Annotated in this window: 16 protein-coding genes; 10 read left to right on the top strand and 6 right to left on the bottom strand. The window is 66.7% G+C overall.

Annotated elements, in window-relative coordinates; translation table 11 throughout:
• Positions 1 to 7: 7 nt before the first annotated feature.
• A complete protein-coding gene (astD, locus tag GRI55_RS10845; protein WP_050599313.1) occupies positions 8 to 1,420 on the bottom strand; it encodes a succinylglutamate-semialdehyde dehydrogenase in 1,413 nt (470 codons plus the stop codon).
• A gap of 69 nt (positions 1,421 to 1,489) precedes the next feature.
• Positions 1,490 to 2,905, bottom strand: coding sequence for a protein adenylyltransferase SelO family protein (locus tag GRI55_RS10840; protein WP_160767174.1), 1,416 nt, complete (start codon positions 2,903 to 2,905; stop codon positions 1,490 to 1,492).
• Positions 2,906 to 2,980: 75 nt separating this feature from the next.
• Between GRI55_RS10840 and GRI55_RS10835 the strand changes: the two genes are divergently transcribed.
• The 5 genes from GRI55_RS10835 (at position 2,981) to GRI55_RS10815 (ending at position 8,701) form a co-directional block, all read left to right on the top strand.
• Positions 2,981 to 3,847: an alpha/beta fold hydrolase gene (locus GRI55_RS10835; RefSeq protein ID WP_160767173.1), complete on the top strand. Its 867-nt coding sequence runs from the start codon at positions 2,981 to 2,983 to the stop codon at positions 3,845 to 3,847.
• Positions 3,844 to 4,989 (top strand): glycosyltransferase family 4 protein, encoded by a 1,146-nt coding sequence (locus GRI55_RS10830; protein ID WP_160767172.1) that lies wholly within the window; start codon positions 3,844 to 3,846, stop codon positions 4,987 to 4,989. Before GRI55_RS10835 ends, GRI55_RS10830 begins: the two co-directional genes overlap by 4 nt.
• A gap of 117 nt (positions 4,990 to 5,106) precedes the next feature.
• On the top strand, positions 5,107 to 5,907 hold the full coding sequence (locus GRI55_RS10825) for a tetratricopeptide repeat protein (protein WP_160767171.1): 801 nt from the start codon (positions 5,107 to 5,109) through the stop codon (positions 5,905 to 5,907).
• Positions 5,908 to 5,949: 42 nt separating this feature from the next.
• The gene (locus GRI55_RS10820) at positions 5,950 to 7,290 is read left to right on the top strand and encodes an outer membrane protein assembly factor BamB family protein (RefSeq protein ID WP_050599308.1); all 1,341 of its coding nucleotides are present in this window, start codon (positions 5,950 to 5,952) and stop codon (positions 7,288 to 7,290) included.
• A 55-nt stretch (positions 7,291 to 7,345) separates the two neighbouring features.
• Entirely contained in the window at positions 7,346 to 8,701 is a 1,356-nt protein-coding gene (locus GRI55_RS10815; protein WP_160767170.1) for a methyltransferase family protein, read from the top strand.
• On the opposite strand, the gene GRI55_RS10810 is transcribed toward GRI55_RS10815, so the two are convergent.
• From GRI55_RS10810 to GRI55_RS10800, 3 genes are read right to left on the bottom strand one after another with little or no spacing between them, the layout of a single operon-like run.
• Entirely contained in the window at positions 8,702 to 9,004 is a 303-nt protein-coding gene (locus tag GRI55_RS10810; RefSeq protein ID WP_160767169.1) for a putative quinol monooxygenase, read from the bottom strand.
• A gap of 19 nt (positions 9,005 to 9,023) precedes the next feature.
• Complete coding sequence (locus tag GRI55_RS10805; protein WP_160767168.1) at positions 9,024 to 10,394, bottom strand: glutamate--cysteine ligase; 1,371 nt, start codon at positions 10,392 to 10,394, stop codon at positions 9,024 to 9,026.
• A 42-nt stretch (positions 10,395 to 10,436) separates the two neighbouring features.
• A complete protein-coding gene (locus GRI55_RS10800; RefSeq protein WP_202392470.1) occupies positions 10,437 to 11,192 on the bottom strand; it encodes a 16S rRNA (uracil(1498)-N(3))-methyltransferase in 756 nt (251 codons plus the stop codon).
• A 117-nt stretch (positions 11,193 to 11,309) separates the two neighbouring features.
• Between GRI55_RS10800 and ubiA the strand changes: the two genes are divergently transcribed.
• From ubiA to GRI55_RS10780, 4 genes are all read left to right on the top strand, one after another.
• Entirely contained in the window at positions 11,310 to 12,212 is a 903-nt protein-coding gene (gene ubiA, locus GRI55_RS10795; protein WP_160767167.1) for a 4-hydroxybenzoate octaprenyltransferase, read from the top strand.
• Positions 12,212 to 12,838, top strand: a complete 627-nt coding sequence (locus tag GRI55_RS10790; protein WP_160767166.1) for an SOS response-associated peptidase — start codon at positions 12,212 to 12,214, stop codon at positions 12,836 to 12,838. Before ubiA ends, GRI55_RS10790 begins: the two co-directional genes overlap by 1 nt.
• 1 nt (position 12,839) lies before the next feature.
• Positions 12,840 to 13,292, top strand: coding sequence for a tRNA (cytidine(34)-2'-O)-methyltransferase (locus GRI55_RS10785; RefSeq protein ID WP_160767165.1), 453 nt, complete (start codon positions 12,840 to 12,842; stop codon positions 13,290 to 13,292).
• Between the two features lie 79 nt (positions 13,293 to 13,371).
• Entirely contained in the window at positions 13,372 to 13,722 is a 351-nt protein-coding gene (locus tag GRI55_RS10780) for an ArsR/SmtB family transcription factor (RefSeq protein WP_063505664.1), read from the top strand.
• Here the strand turns inward: GRI55_RS10780 and GRI55_RS10775 are convergent.
• On the bottom strand, positions 13,713 to 14,084 hold the full coding sequence (locus GRI55_RS10775) for a VOC family protein (protein WP_160767164.1): 372 nt from the start codon (positions 14,082 to 14,084) through the stop codon (positions 13,713 to 13,715). The two genes, GRI55_RS10780 and GRI55_RS10775, sit on opposite strands and share 10 nt — an antisense overlap.
• Before the next feature lie 114 nt (positions 14,085 to 14,198).
• Between GRI55_RS10775 and soxR the strand changes: the two genes are divergently transcribed.
• Positions 14,199 to 14,636 carry a redox-sensitive transcriptional activator SoxR gene (soxR, locus tag GRI55_RS10770; RefSeq protein ID WP_160767163.1) on the top strand — a complete coding sequence of 146 codons (438 nt, stop codon included), beginning with the start codon at positions 14,199 to 14,201 and terminating at the stop codon, positions 14,634 to 14,636.
• The last annotated feature ends 46 nt before the right edge of the window (positions 14,637 to 14,682 follow it).

The raw sequence follows: 14,682 nt of genomic DNA, 5'->3' as shown, positions 1-14,682 counted from the left end.
AGCGCGGTCAGCTTTCCCGGATACCGACCCCGATGCTCGCACGGGGTTGCTCCATCTCGTTGCTGGCGACCGGATAGGCGCAATAGTCCGCCGCATAGAACGCCGCGGGCCGGTGGTTGCCCGACAGACCGACGCCGCCGAACGGCGCGGATGAGGATGCCCCGTTGGTGGGGCGGTTCCAATTCACGATGCCGGCGCGGATCTCGGTCCAGAAATGCTCGAAATCGGCAGGCTTGCCCCCGATCAGCGAGGCCGAAAGGCCGTAGCGCGTATTGTTCGCTTCATAGATCGCCGCGTCGAAATCGGGCACGCGGATCACCTGCAGCAACGGGCCGAACAATTCGATGTCAGGCCGGTCGTGGATCTCTGTCGCGTCGAGGATCGCGGGTGACAGGAAGGGCAGCGATTCGTCGCGCCGCTTCATGTGCATGATCGGCGTGCCGCCCCGGCTCATCAGCGCGACGAAGCTTTCGGACAGCAGGTCGGCGGTGGAATTGTCGATCACGCAGCCCATGAAGGGCTGGGGTTCTGCAAAAGGCTCGTCGACGATCAGCTTCTCGGTCAGCGCCTTTACCGCGGGCACGATCTTGTCGAACATCGAATCGACCACGATCAGCCGGCGCGCTGCGGTGCAGCGCTGGCCGGCGGTGGTGAAGGCGGACTGGACGATAGTCGCCGCCGCATCTTCGATCTTGGGCGTATCGAGCATGACGATGGGGTTGTTGCCGCCCATTTCCAGCGCGACGATCTTGCCCGGATCGGCGGCCAGCTTGCGGTTGATCGCGATGCCCGCGCGTGCCGAACCGGTGAACAGCACGCCATCGACCATCCAGTGCTCGACCAGAGCCTGCCCGACCTCGGCCCCGCCGTGGATGCATTGCACCACGCCTTCGGGCACCTTGGCCTCGTGGAAGCAGCGGGTGAGGAATTCGCCCACTGCCGGGGTTTTCTCGCTCGGCTTGAAGATCACCACATTGCCTGCGATCAGCGCGGGCACGATGTGGCCGTTGGGCAGGTGGGCGGGGAAATTGTACGGCCCCAGCACGGCCATCACGCCATGCGGCTTGTGGCGCAGCGCGGCAGTGCCCTGCAGCGCGCTGTTGAGCTTTTTCTGCCCGGTGCGCTCGGCATAGGCGGTGATCGAGATCTCGACCTTGCCGATGACCGCTTCGACCTCGGTGCGCGCTTCCCACAGCGGCTTGCCCGTCTCGCGCGCGATCAGCTCGGCGAAGGCATCGCCGTGCTTGCGGACTTCATTGGCGAAGCGGCGCACGAATTCGATCCGACGGCCCAGCGGTTCGCGCGACCATTGCCGCAGCGCCTTGCGCGCGCGCTCGATCGTCTCGTCGACATTGCCCGCCTGGCCGCGCCAGATTTCCTTGCCGGTCGCGGGTTCGGTTGAGACCAGTTCGGTCGTCATGGCGTATGCTTATCCTGTTCTGCGCCTCGGAATGTGCCCTAGGTGGGAGGTTGCGGGCGCTGCGTCAATTCAAGTTGCACTCTCGGCCCGGCGATGCCCAGCGGGTTGCGGGGGCGGGCCATGCGCGGCGCCCATTTCGCGCAGCGCGGCCACCTTGTCGGCCAGCGGTTGCCAGTCGTCGTTTTCGGCGATGGCGGCCCAGATGGTCTCGACTTCCTCGATCAGCATCGATTGCGGACCGCCGCCATTCCAGTAGGGGTGCGCGCCAGCGACCGGCTCATAGCCTGCGAACGCTTCGGCCAGCGATCCCTCGGCCCCGCGGCCGCCGCGGTGCGCGAAAAAGAACGCATCGGGCGCGGTACCGCTGTCGCTCAGCGCCTTTTCGCAGGCCGCGACGAGGCGGCCGTCGGCTTCGGGGCCGCGGCTGGCGACGCCCAGCCTCCAGCACCAGCGCCGCCCGATCGCTTCCATGTAGAGCGGGCCGAAGCGTTCCATCGCGGCAATCAGCGGCGGCGCATCGGCAAGCAGCCGCAAGGCCACCGCCAGCTGGCCGCAGTTCCAGTGCAGCGCCTCGGGCTGGCGGCCGAAGGCGTAGAGGCCTTGGTGGTCGAAGTAGGCCGCAGTGAAACCCGGATCCCATCGCGGCAGGAAACGCCACGGGCCGTAGTCGAAGCTCTCGCCAGAGATGTTCATGTTGTCGGTGTTGAGCACGCCGTGGACAAAGCCCGCGACCATCCAGCTGGCGGCGAGATCTGCCAGCCGTTCGACGACAAGATGCATCAGCCGCACTGCGGGGTCCTCGCGCCCGGGGGCGTCTTCAGGCGGTGGCGGGCCGGGGAATTGCGCCAGGCAGTAGTCGACCAACTGCGCCATGTGGGCGCGCTCTTCGAGGGCGAGCAACCGCTGGAAAGTGCCGATCCGGATGTGGCCATGGCTCAGTCGCGTCATCACTGCCGAGCGGGTGGGGCTGGGTTCGTCGCCGCGAGTCAGCGCCTCGCCGGTCTCGACCACGCTGAAGGTTTTCGAAGTGTAGACCCCCAGCGCTTCGAGCATCTCGGTGGCAAGGATTTCGCGGACCGCGCCCTTCAGCGTCAACCGGCCATCGCCCCGGCGGCTCCACGGCGTCTGCCCCGAACCCTTGGTGCCCAGGTCGAGCAACCGGCCATCGGCATCACGCAGCTGCGCGTATAGGAAGCCGCGGCCGTCGCCGATCTCGGGGTTGTACACGCGGAACTGGTGGCCGTGATAACGCAGCGCCAGCGGCTGCGGCAGGTTGCCGGCCAGCGGTTCGAACCGGCCGAAATGGCGGAGCCACTCGGCGTCGGACAAGTCGTCCAGCCCCACGGTCGCGGCATGCCGCTCGTTGCGGAAACGCAGTTCGGTCTTCGGGAAATCCGCCGGTTCGACTGCATCGCCGATCCAGTCGGCCAGCGTTTCGATCGGCGTGTCGGGGCGATAGCTCGCGGCTTGCGGTTCGGCGCGCATCCAGCGATAGTGGGCGGCATGTAGGCCCGATACAAGGGCACCAACGCCAAGCGACCAAGGTTTTCTCCGCCCCATATGGATAACAGCTACACCGACCGTCACTGGCAGAGCCCCGACGGCCTCACCCTCCGCTTCCGTGACTACGGCAGCGCTACCGGGCGTCCGCCGGTAATCTGCCTCCACGGGCTGACGCGCAATGCGCGCGATTTCGAGGACTTGGCCCCGCATATCGCGGCGCAGGGCTGGCGCGTGCTGGTGCCGACGATGCGCGGACGCGGCGACAGCGATTACGCCGAGGAACCCGCCAGCTACCAGATCCCGACATACACCGCCGACCTGCTGGCGCTGCTCGAGGCCGAGGCGATCGATCGTTTCGTGTCGGTCGGCACCTCGATGGGCGGGCTCATCACGCTGGCGCTTGCAGCCCAGCAACCCGATCGGATCGCGGGCACGCTGCTGAACGATGTCGGGCCCGTTATCGAGACCGCGGGGCTCGATGCGATCAAGTCCTATATCGGGCAGGGCCGCAGCTTCCCCACCTGGATGCATGCCGCGCGCGCGCTCGAGGAAGTGCACGGGCCCGCCTTTCCGGGCTATGGCACGCAGGAATGGATCGCGATGGCCAAGCGCACGCTGACGCTGTGCAACAACGGCCGGATCGCATTCGATTACGACATGAAGATCGCCGAACCGATCCTCGCGGCGGACGATGCGGCGGTCCCGCCCGATCTCTGGCCGGCCTACGACCGGCTGGCGCAAAAGCCGCTCGCGCTGCTGCGCGGCGAATTGTCGCAATTGCTGTCGGCGCAGGCCTTCGCCGCCATGCAGCAGCGCGCCCCGCAGGCAATCGCGGCCACGGTGCCCGGAGTCGGCCACGCACCCACGCTCGACGAGCCCGAGGCGCGCGCCGTGGTGGATGCATTGCTGGCCCGCCTCGTATGAACCGGGCGCGCCGCGGCGTGGTGCCGCACATCCTCCATCTGCACTCGACCTTCGCCCCGGGCGGGAAGGAATTGCGGACCGTCCAGCTGATCAATGCCTTTGCTGCCAAGGCACGGCACACGATCGTTTCCGCCGAACCTGCGCAGCTGGGCGCGGCCGCACGGATCGCGAAGGGATGCGATGTGCGCATCCAGCCGGAGTTCCCCAGCCTGAAAGGCTGGCCCCTGCCGGGCCGCCTGCAGAAGATCGCCCGGGCGATGAAGGGCTATGATCTGGTCTGCACCTACAATTGGGGCGCGATGGATGCGGTGATGGCGCACACATTGTTCAAGGATGTGCATGGCCTGCCGCCGCTGATCCATCACGAGGACGGCTTCGACGAAAGCGAGCTGAAGAAACTGAAAACCAGCCGCACCTGGTTCCGCCGGATCGCGCTGGGACGTGCATCGGGGCTCGTCGTTCCTTCCGAACGGCTCGAGGAAATCGCGCTGGTCGACTGGCAGCAACCGCTGGGCCGGGTGAAACGCATTCCCAATGGCATCGATACCAAAGGGTTCGCCATGCGTCCGAAGAAGGATGCACTGCGGCTGATCAAGCATCCGGGCGAACACTGGGTGGGCACGCTGGCGGGGCTGCGGACGGTCAAGAACCTGCCGCGGCTGGTGCGGGTGTTCAACGATCTGCCCGAAAACTGGCAATTGGTGATTCTCGGCGAGGGCGAGGCGCGCGATGCGATCCTGGCCGAAGCCGATCGGTTGAAGATCAACCACAGGGTCCATGTGCCCGGGCCGGTAAGCGATCCGGCGCGGGTCATCGGCCTGTTCGACATCTTCGCGCTGTCGAGCGATTCCGAGCAGTTCCCGCTGTCGGTGGTCGAGGCGATGGCCGCGGGCCTGCCGGTGGTCGCGCCTGCAGTGGGCGACATTGCCGACATGGTGTCCGAGGCGAATGCGGAATTCATCGCGCCGCCGGGCAATGAAGAGGAATTGCGCATGGCGCTGGTCCAGCTGGCGGTGTCGAAGGACCTGCGCCGCGAGGTCGGTGAAGCCAACCGCGCCAAGGCAGTGGCGCAGTTCGACGAAGCCAAGATGGTCGCGACCTATCGCCGCCTCTATTCGAGCGCGATGGGCCTTGAGCTCTAGGCGCTTTAAGCCGCCGTTCACGTGGGCGGGGACAGGCAGTCCCGACCATTGCCCTTGTCCGCGCCTGTCCGTAAAGAGCCGCGCAAACCGACCCCTTTCCAGATGGAGCCCGCCGCTGTGGCCCTGACACCCAAGAACGAACTGTCCCGCGAAGAAAAGCGCGCCAAGCAGGAAAGCGCACAGCAAGAAGCGCTGCTGCGCGAAGTCGACGACGCCGTGCGCCAGAGCGACGCCCAGGCGTTCCTCGACCGGTGGGGCAAGCCCCTGCTGGGCCTGATCATCCTCGCGCTGGTGGCGTTCGCCGGATATCTCTACTGGGACAGCCGCCAGGAAGCCGCGATGGAACGCGATTCCGAAACGCTGGTCGGCGCGCTCGACCAGATCCAGGCGGGCAATCTCGACAGCGGTTATGACCGCCTCGAGGAACTCGCCGCGGGCGAAGGCAGCGGCGCGGCGGTTGCAGCCAAGCTGATGCGTGCAGGCATTGCCGAACAGCGCGGCGATACCGACGAGGCCTCGGCGCTGTTCAAGCAGATCGCCGCCGACGACGGTGCGGCGCCCGCCATGCGCGACCTTGCGCGGTTGCGCGACGTGGCGCTCAATTACGACGCGATGGACAGCGCCGACATCGTCGCTGCGCTCAAGCCGCTGGCGACCCCCGGCAAGCCGTATTTCGCCAGCGCTGGCGAGCTGGTCGCACATGCCTATCTCGATCAGGACAAGCGCGCCGAAGCCGGTGCCCTGTTCGCGCAGATCGCCAAGGATCAGACCGCGCCCGAAAGCGTGCGATCGCGCGCCCGCCAGATGGCCGGCGTGCTCGGTGTCGATGCGATCGAGGACGTCGAAGCGCTGCTCGCAGAGCAAGGGGTCGAACGCGAAAGTGCCGTAGGCGAAGACGCCGCGGTCGCAACCGAATAGGGCAGGCTGCGGCCCGCCACCAGATACGGAACGAGGACACAGATGAACCGCACAATCCTATCGCGTACGGCATGCGCCGCTGCCCTGGCACTCGCGCTGGGTGCTTGCAGCGGCGGCCTGTTCGGCGGCGGCGACAAGAAGGTCACCCCCACGCTGGGCGATCGCCAGCCGATCCTGTCGCGGATCGAGACCGGCGCCAAGGTCGATCCGGCGCTGGCCACCGTGTCGATCGTCCTGCCCCCGGCGCAGGTCAATGACAGCTGGGCGCAGGCGGGCGGCAATGCGGGCAAGTCCTATGGCCATCTGGCCTTGGCGAGCGACCCGTCGCGTGCCTTTACCGTCGATATCGAAGGCGCCAGCCAGCGCCGCCGTTTCGGCGCGGCACCGGTCGTCGGCGGCGGCATGCTGTTCGCGGTCGGCAGCGACGGCGTGGTGTCGGCCTTCGACGCGGCGACCGGCGCGGCGCGCTGGAGCTACAACCCCGGCGTCGAGAGCGCGCTGAGGGATTCTGCTTTCGGCGGCGGCGTCAGCTATGCCGACGGCAAGGTCTACATGACCGACGGCGTGGGCGATGTGGCCGCGCTCGATGCGGCTAGCGGATCGGTGGTGTGGAAGGTGCGCCCCTCGGGCCCGCTGCGCGGATCGCCCACGGTGGCGTTCGGCTCGGTCTTCGTGATGACGCAGGACGACCAGATCTTCGCGCTCGATGCCGCCGATGGATCGGTACTGTGGCAGGACACCGGTTCCTCGACGCAGGCCGGCGTGTTCGGCGTGGCCGCGCCTGCTGCCGCGCAGGGCACGGTGATCGCGGGCTACAGTTCGGGCGAACTGATCGCCCACCGGTACGAAAATGGCCGGACGCTGTGGGCCGATGCGCTCGCGCTGACCTCGATCTCGACGCAGGTCGGTTCGCTGACCGATATCGATGCCGACCCGATCATCGACAATGGCCGCGTTTACGCGCTGGGGCAGGGCGGCCGCATGGCGGCCTACGAACTGGTGACCGGGCAGCGGATCTGGGAGCTCAACCTCGCAGGCATTTCCACTCCGGCAATCGCGGGCGAGTGGATCTTCACGCTGACCGACGATGCGCGCCTGCTCGCCATCGCCCGTTCGACCGGCAAGGTACGCTGGCTGACCCAACTGCCGCGCTGGCGCGACGAGAAGGACAAGAAGGGCCCGATCTTCTGGTCGGGACCGGTGCTTGCCGGGAACAATCTGTGGGCCGTCAGCTCGGAAGGCGAAGTCTACCGCATCAGCAGTGCGGAAGGTTCGGCCAGCCTGTTCACCGACCTCGACGAGCCGGTTTCGCTGGCCCCGATCGTAGCGAACAACACGCTTTACATTCTCGACGACAGCGGCCGGATCACTGCGTTCCGCTGATCGTCGTGCTAGCATGACCCGCCTGTTAACCATTCCGGGCTAACGAAGGGAGGTCATGAGCGCGCCTGCAACAGCACCCGCCGCGCGGCCGAAGAGCGATGTCTCCGCGGCCGTGGGGCTTGTCGGCCTCGCCGGGCTGCTGGCCTGGGTCGCTTTCGCGCGCGCCTTTCCGGCGATCGCCGAAACCTTCGACTGGGCGGTCCCGCGCGATACGCTGGGCGGGCGCAGCTCGGCGCTGGTCGGCTTGCTGGCCGCAGCGCTGCCCATGGCGGCGTGGTCGATCTTCGTCGAAAAGGTGCATTTGCGCCCCTCGACGGGTCTCGACTGGTCGCTGCCCGCACGCCGCGAGCCCGACCGCGCGGTGACCTGGGTAAAGCTGGCCGGCCTGTGGGCGACCTGGGCAATCATCGCCGGCCTCTATTGCCTGTGCCGCTGGTACTGGGACGGGCAATATCTCTTCTCGATGCAGGTCCTGGCCTACGCGGCCATACCGCTGGTCGTGCTCTCGCTGCTCTATGTCCCGTGGCTCGACAGGGCGCTGGTCGAGCCGCGCGACCATGCCTGGCACTTTGGCGCCATGCTGTTGCTGCGTCCCGGCTGGGACGCGCGAGAAGTCCTCAGTCACTGGCGCGTATGGATCATCAAGGCCTTCTTCACGGCCTTCATGGTCTCGATCGTGCCCTTTGCCTTCCATACCATCGTGACGGCCGATTTCGCCGAAGTTGCCGCGCGTCCCGAACGCATCGCGCTGACCATTATCGAGGCGATGTTCATGATCGATGTCATGATCGGGACGGTGGGCTATATCGTCACCATGCGCCCGCTCGACGCGCATATCCGCTCGGGCAACCCGCTGCTGGCGGGCTGGGTGGCGGCGCTGATCTGCTATCCGCCGATCGTCTGGGGCATCCTCGGCAATGGCCGGGCGATCAATTACGAACAGAACACCGCGGGTTGGGTACACTGGATGGCCGGGAACGACACGCTGCTGGCGCTATGGGGCGCCCTGCTGGTCGCGCTCACCGGGGTCTACGCATGGGCGACCTTCGCCTTCGGCCTGCGGTTTTCCAACCTCACCTATCGCGGGGTGCTGACCAATGGCCCGTATCGGTTCACCCGCCACCCGGCCTATGTGTCGAAGAACCTGTTCTGGTGGGCCGCGGTCCTGCCCTTCCTCGTGACCAGCGGCTCGCCGGTCGATGCAATCCGCAACAGCTTCTTCCTTGTGGTGGTCAACGCGATCTATTTCTGGCGCGCCAAGACCGAGGAAGCCCACCTGCTGGCCGAGGATCCCAAATACCGCGAATACCACGCATGGATGGCGCAGAACGGGCTGCTCACCGCGCCGCTGACGCGGATATGGAACAGGGTCAGGCCGCAGCCCGAAATCGCGCCGCAACCGGCGGAGTAATCAGCGCAGCGGCTGTCCCTCGTCGGTGTCGTAGATGCGCAGATCGCTGGCCTCGGGCGGGTTCGCCCCCATGAATTCCTGGAACGCTGCCATGTGGTCGGACTTGCCATGCGCATCGAGCGCCGCCTGGTCGCGCCAGCGTTCGAACAGGATCAGCGTGTCGGGATCGGCGAGGTCGTTGGCAAAGGCATAGTCGATGCAGCCTTCCTCGGCGCGGCTGGCGCGGACCATTTCGACGATCGCCTTGCGCGTGGCAGCATCGATCGAGCGTCCCAGCCTGATTGTACCGTTGATCTGGATCATCGCTGTTCTCCCACGCTTCTCAGAAGCTGTACTTGTAGATGCGGTCGATATCGCCGCCCCATTCGCCGTTATAGCGGTCGAGCATGACCTGCGCCGGAACCTTGCCCGTGGCCACGATTTCGTCGAGCGTTTCGAGGAAGCCGGTCTCGTTGTCGCCCGATGAATTGAGACGGCCCCGCGCGGCGAGTCCCGCACGGGCGATTGCCATCACTTCCTTGGCCAGATCGTGCAGCTTGCCGCCACCGGGGATGGGCGCATCGAGCGCGAGCCGCGGCACCGCGTTGCGCAGTTCCTCGCGCTCTTCCATCGTCCAGTGCTTGACCAGGTCCCACGAGGCATCGAGCGCGGACTGGTCGTAAAGCAGGCCGACCCAGAAGGCGGGCAGCGCGCAGATCCGGCTCCACGGACCGCCATCGGCGCCGCGCATTTCGAGAAAGCTCTTCAGCCGCACTTCGGGGAAGGCGGTGGACAGGTGGTCCCACCAATCGCTTTCGGTGGGCTTTTCGCCGGGCAGGATTTCCAGTTTCCCGTCGAGGAAATCGCGGAAGCTGAGGCCTGCGGCGTCGAGATACTTGCCGTCGCGGAAGACGAAATACATCGGCACGTCGAGCATGTAGTCGACCCAGCGTTCATAGCCGAAGCCGTCTTCGAAGACGAAGGGCAGCATGCCGGTCCGGTGCGGATCGGTATCGCTCCAGATATGGCTGCGATAGGACAGGTAACCGTTGGGTTTCCCTTCGGTGAAGGGGGAGTTGGCAAACAGCGCGGTGGCCAGCGGTTGCAACGCCAGCCCGGTGCGGAACTTCTGCGCCATGTCGGCCTCGCTCGAATAGTCGAGATTGACCTGGATGGTGCACGTGCGCAGCATCATGTCGAGGCCCAGGTTGCCCACTTTGGGCATGTGCCGCATCATGATGTCGTAGCGGCCCTTGGGCATGACCGGCAGTTCCTCGCGGGTCTTGTCGGGCCACATGCCGAGGCCAAGGAAGCCAACCCCGCACCGTTCGCCGATTTCCTTCACCTGCGCGAGGTGGCGGCCGGTCTCGGCGCAGGTATCGTGCAGGTTTTCCAGCGGCGCGCCCGACAGCTCGAGCTGGCCCGCGGGCTCGAGGCTGACGGTTCCGTCAGAACCGCGCATGGCAATGACCTTGCCGCCTTCCTCGATCGGCTCCCAGCCGAACTCGCGCAGCGACAGCAGGATGTCGCGGATGCCGCCTTCTTCTTCATAGGACAGCGCGCGGTGGTCCTTGCTGCCATAGACCAGTTTTTCGTGCTCGGTACCGATCCGCCAGTCGGCCTTCGGCTTTTCGCCGCGCTGCATCGGAGCAACCAGCTGGTCGCGGCTTTCGATAATGGGGTCCTGTGCCCCCGATGTCTCGCGCGTGCTCATGGCGCGTGGCGATAGGCAAGGCGGCCGTGCGTGAAAAGGAAATTAATCTGCGTCCAGCCAGTCGCCAGCTTCGGCCATCCACACCGCCATGCCGGCAATAGCCGCAGTTTCGCCGCGCAGGATGCGGGGGCCGAGGCTGATCGCGACCGATGCGGGATGCGCGCGGATGGCTGCGCGCTCGGCGTCGTCGAACCCGCCCTCGGGGCCGACCAGCAGCGCGGCGGGCCCCTCGGCATAGCAGAAGGCATCGGCGGCCGGCTCGCCGCCTTCCTCGTCAGCGAAGAACAGGTGGCGATCCTGCGGCCAGTCACGCAGCAAGGCATCGAGCCGGGCCGGGGCCGCGACTTCGGGCAGCGCGGTGCGTGCGCATTGTTCGGCCGCCTCGGTCACGATCGTGGCCGCCCGCTCGGCATTGAGCTTGTCGGCCACGCAGCGTCGCGTAAGCACCGGCGCAATCCGCGCCGCGCCCAGTTCGGTCGCTTTCTCGAGCACGAGGTCGAAGCGGTCCTTCTTGAGCAAGGCCGGGCACAGCCAGAAATCGGGCACCGCTTCGCGCGGCCGCTGGTGGTCGCGCGGCTGCAGCACGATGCGGCGCTTGCCTGCTTCGATCACTTCGGCGGCCCATTCACCCGTCATGTCGTCGCACAGGATCACCGCATCGCCGGGGGCGACGCGCATGACCTTCGACAGGTAATGCGCCTGATTGCCTTCGACCGTGACCGGCGTATCGGCCGACAGTTCCTGCTCGACGAACAGACGCGGAGCGCTCTTGGGCGGCCAGGCGGGGGTAGCGGGCATGGCCCCTCTAATCACATCCGCCATACGGGCGAAAGCCGGTATCGGGGTGCTTTCCTAAAGAAGGTCCACGGCGATCCCCGCTTTCGCTGCGATGGCGAGATTGATAGGGCCGGCGCGATGAATGAAACCGTCGTCCCCGACAGCGAACACCGCGGGCTGGTTGCGCGCCTCCCGCAACTGCCGCGCGACCTGGCGCAGCTCGCGCGGTTCGACCGGCCGATCGGCTGGTGGCTGTTGTTCTGGCCCTGCGTCTGGGGCGTGTGGCTGACCGGCGCGGGCTGGCAGCTGGCGCTGCTCGCGTGGTTGCTGCTGGGGGCTGTCGCGATGCGCGGTGCGGGCTGCGTCTACAACGATATCGTCGATGCCGAGCTCGACCGGAAAGTCGCCCGCACCGCTTCGCGCCCGGTCGCCAGCGGGCGTATCTCGAAGAAGCTCGCATGGGCATGGCTGCTGGCGTTGTGCGCAGCCGGGCTGCTGGTGCTGTTGCAACTGCGCCCGCTGGCGCAGGGGGTGGCACTGGGCAGCCTCGTGCTGGTCGCGGCCTACCCGTTCATGAAGCGGATCACCTGGTGGCCCCAAGCCTGGCTCGGACTGGTTTTCACATGGGGGCTCTTGGTCGGATGGACGCAGCTGCGCGCCGACAATTGGGACGCGCTCGCCGCGATGTATGCAGGCGCAGCGCTGTGGGTGATCGGCTATGACACGATCTATGCGTTGCAGGACCGCGAGGACGACGCGCTGGTCGGCATTCGGTCGAGCGCGCTGCGTCTCGGCGGGCATGTGCAGGGCGGGGTGGCGCTGTTCTATGCCGGTGCGGTCACGCTGTGGGCGCTGGCCTTCTGGCTTTACCGCGCGGACTGGGTCGCCCTGTTGGCGCTGTTGCCTGTCGCCGCACATCTGGCCTGGCAAGTCGCCACGCTCGATGCCGAGGATGCCGGCAATCCGCTTGCCCGCTTCCGCGCCAACCGCTGGGCCGGGGCGCTGGTCGCGGCGGCCTGCTTCGTCGTGGGCAACGCCTGATGTGCAATCTGTACCGCATGACCAAGAACAAGGACGAGGTCGCCAAGTGGTTCGATGCGATCGACGACCTGGCAGGCGCGAATTTCGGTGCCGAAGTGTTCCCCGGCTATCCCGGCGCCGTGGTGGCGGAAGGCCTGCTCACGCAGATGAGCTGGGGTTTCCCGCTGGTGCTCAAGGGCAGCAAGGGACAGCCGCTCAAACCCAAGCCGGTCAACAATGCGCGCACCGACAAGCTGGGTAGCCCCTTCTGGCGCGCCAGTTTCGAATCGCGCCGGTGCCTGATCCCGGTCACTGCCTGGGCCGAGGCGGAAGGCGCGAAAGGAAGCAAGACGCGAAGCTGGCTGAGCCGCCCCGATGCCGAGGTGTTCGCCATCGCCGGGGTGTGGCGCGAATCGGCGGAATGGGGGCGCTGCTATGCAATGGTGATGACCGAGGCCTGCGGGGTCGCTGCCGATTGCCACGCGCGCATGCCGGTATTGCTGGCGCGGGAAGACCACGGCCGGTGGACGCAGGGTTCCGCCGAAACCGCCCACGCGCTGTGCCGTCCATGGGAGGGGCCGCTCGTCCTCGACCGGACCGATCAGCCATGGGCGGGCGGCGCACCAGCGACAGCCAGGCTGCTCTGAGATGCGGATTGCGATGTTCGAGCCCGAGATCGCCGGAAACGTCGGCGCCGTGCTGCGGCTCGCCGCATGCATGGGCGCGGCGGTGGACCTGATCGAGCCACTGGGCTTCGCGTGGGACGATCGCCGGGTGCGGCGGGCGGCGATGGACTATATCGACCATGTCGCGGTCACGCGTCATGCGGGGTTCGCGGCGTTTCGAGCCAGCTTGGGCGACAGCCGCCTCGTGCTGTTCACCACCAAGACGACACACTCGGCCTACGACTTCGCCTTTCGCGCCGACGATGTGCTGCTGTTCGGCAAGGAAAGCGCAGGCGTTCCGGATACCGTCGTGGAAGCCAGCCATACGCAGGTGCGCTTGCCGATGCGTCCCGCGGTCCGCTCGCTCAATGTCGCGACGAGCGCCGCGATCGCGTTGGCCGAGGCGCAGCGGCAGACGGGTACGCTGCCCGGTTGAGGCCCGACCGTGGACAAACCGGCCCACGCGGACGCCGCGCGCTTGAGCGACTCGGCAAGATCTTCGTAACCATGTTCGCATGACCGACACATTTGCAGCGCTGGCCGATCCGACACGGCGGCACTTGCTCGACCGGTTGAGCGAGGAGGGCGGCCTGACGCTGGCGAATCTCAGCGAAGACCTGCCGATGACCCGCCAGGCGGTGGCCAAGCACCTCGCCGTGCTCGAAGCGGCCGAACTGGTCGCTTCCGAACGCGACGGGCGCTGCAAGCGGCACTATCTCAACCCGGTGCCGCTGGCGAAGATGGCGCGCCGCTGGCTCGGCCGGTTCGAAGAGGTTCCCCTCGGGGCGATGGCCGGGTTCCAGGGCGCACCGGCCGGCGCGGGGATGGCGCGAACAGCGACGCGCGGTGCATCGGCTCATTCATAGCTGACTACCTCGAATTCGATCCCGTCCCAGTCGAAGAAGTAGAACCGCCGCCCGGGTTCGTAATCGTCATGCCCGAAAGGTTCGAGGCCGTGCGCAGTCACCGCGGCCTCGGCGGCATCGAGATCGTCCACGGTAAAAGCCAGGTGGTTGAGCGGCTGGCCCTTGGCATAACCCCCGCGCACATGCTCGCCGGTATAGAGCGCGATGTAATCGTGCCGCCCCCCGACATGGACCGAACGCCCATATTTCTGCGACGGACCGCGCCAGCGCTCCTCCCAGCCCAGCAGGTCCCTGAGCAGCGCGGCGCAGCGTTCGGGGTCGGTCACCGAGATATTGGCGTGTTCGAGACGTCCTGTCGTCATTATGCATCTCCTGTGAGGCGGGGCCGGATGGCCGCCCGCCGGTTGCGATGCACAGCCCTATGCAACCTCAACTTCACTTGAGGTCAAGCTCGAAATAATCTATCAGCCTGATCGATGAATGCGAACGACCAGCTCAGCATCGGCGATCTTGCGCGCCGCACCGGCCTTTCCGCCTCGGCGATCCGTTTCTACGAGGACAAGGGGCTGATCCATTCGATCCGCACCGCAGGCAACCAGCGGCGGTTCCTGCGCAGCGATATCCGGCGGCTGAGCTTTATCCTCATCGTCCAGAAACTCGGCCTGTCGCTCGAGGATATCGGCGAACATCTGCGCAGCCTGCCGCAGGGCCGCACCCCCTCGAGCTTCGACTGGTGGAAGATCAGCGAGGCGATCCGCGAAAGCCTCGACCGCCGGATCGAGCAATTGCAGGGACTGCGCGACAATCTCGATGGCTGCATCGGCTGCGGCTGCCTCAGCCTGAAGACCTGCAAGCTCTACAATCCCGAGGACATGGCGGCCGAAGCCGGGCCGGGGCCGCGGGTTTTGCGCTAGCTGCCGGTCTGCCGTGGCCGGATTGATCAGCTGATCCGCACCGGCT

The sequence above is a fragment of the Qipengyuania citrea genome (genome assembly GCF_009828015.1).
Lineage (GTDB): Bacteria > Pseudomonadota > Alphaproteobacteria > Sphingomonadales > Sphingomonadaceae > Qipengyuania > Qipengyuania citrea.
Note: the sequence above shows the minus strand (reverse complement) of the source record. Positions and strands in the feature narration are given on the sequence as shown.

What these genes read in the sequence shown, in the direction of transcription:
- astD (WP_050599313.1), bottom strand. Translation starts at nt 1,420, where the DNA reads ATGACGACCGAACTGGTCTCAACCGAACCCGCGACCGGCAAGGAAATC.
- GRI55_RS10840 (WP_160767174.1), bottom strand. Translation starts at nt 2,905, where the DNA reads ATGCGCGCCGAACCGCAAGCCGCGAGCTATCGCCCCGACACGCCGATC.
- GRI55_RS10835 (WP_160767173.1), top strand. Translation starts at nt 2,981, where the DNA reads ATGGATAACAGCTACACCGACCGTCACTGGCAGAGCCCCGACGGCCTC.
- GRI55_RS10830 (WP_160767172.1), top strand. Translation starts at nt 3,844, where the DNA reads ATGAACCGGGCGCGCCGCGGCGTGGTGCCGCACATCCTCCATCTGCAC.
- GRI55_RS10820 (WP_050599308.1), top strand. Translation starts at nt 5,950, where the DNA reads ATGAACCGCACAATCCTATCGCGTACGGCATGCGCCGCTGCCCTGGCA.
- GRI55_RS10815 (WP_160767170.1), top strand. Translation starts at nt 7,346, where the DNA reads ATGAGCGCGCCTGCAACAGCACCCGCCGCGCGGCCGAAGAGCGATGTC.
- GRI55_RS10810 (WP_160767169.1), bottom strand. Translation starts at nt 9,004, where the DNA reads ATGATCCAGATCAACGGTACAATCAGGCTGGGACGCTCGATCGATGCT.
- GRI55_RS10805 (WP_160767168.1), bottom strand. Translation starts at nt 10,394, where the DNA reads ATGAGCACGCGCGAGACATCGGGGGCACAGGACCCCATTATCGAAAGC.
- GRI55_RS10800 (WP_202392470.1), bottom strand. Translation starts at nt 11,192, where the DNA reads ATGCCCGCTACCCCCGCCTGGCCGCCCAAGAGCGCTCCGCGTCTGTTC.
- ubiA (WP_160767167.1), top strand. Translation starts at nt 11,310, where the DNA reads ATGAATGAAACCGTCGTCCCCGACAGCGAACACCGCGGGCTGGTTGCG.
- GRI55_RS10790 (WP_160767166.1), top strand. Translation starts at nt 12,212, where the DNA reads ATGTGCAATCTGTACCGCATGACCAAGAACAAGGACGAGGTCGCCAAG.
- GRI55_RS10785 (WP_160767165.1), top strand. Translation starts at nt 12,840, where the DNA reads ATGCGGATTGCGATGTTCGAGCCCGAGATCGCCGGAAACGTCGGCGCC.
- GRI55_RS10780 (WP_063505664.1), top strand. Translation starts at nt 13,372, where the DNA reads ATGACCGACACATTTGCAGCGCTGGCCGATCCGACACGGCGGCACTTG.
- GRI55_RS10775 (WP_160767164.1), bottom strand. Translation starts at nt 14,084, where the DNA reads ATGACGACAGGACGTCTCGAACACGCCAATATCTCGGTGACCGACCCC.
- soxR (WP_160767163.1), top strand. Translation starts at nt 14,199, where the DNA reads ATGAATGCGAACGACCAGCTCAGCATCGGCGATCTTGCGCGCCGCACC.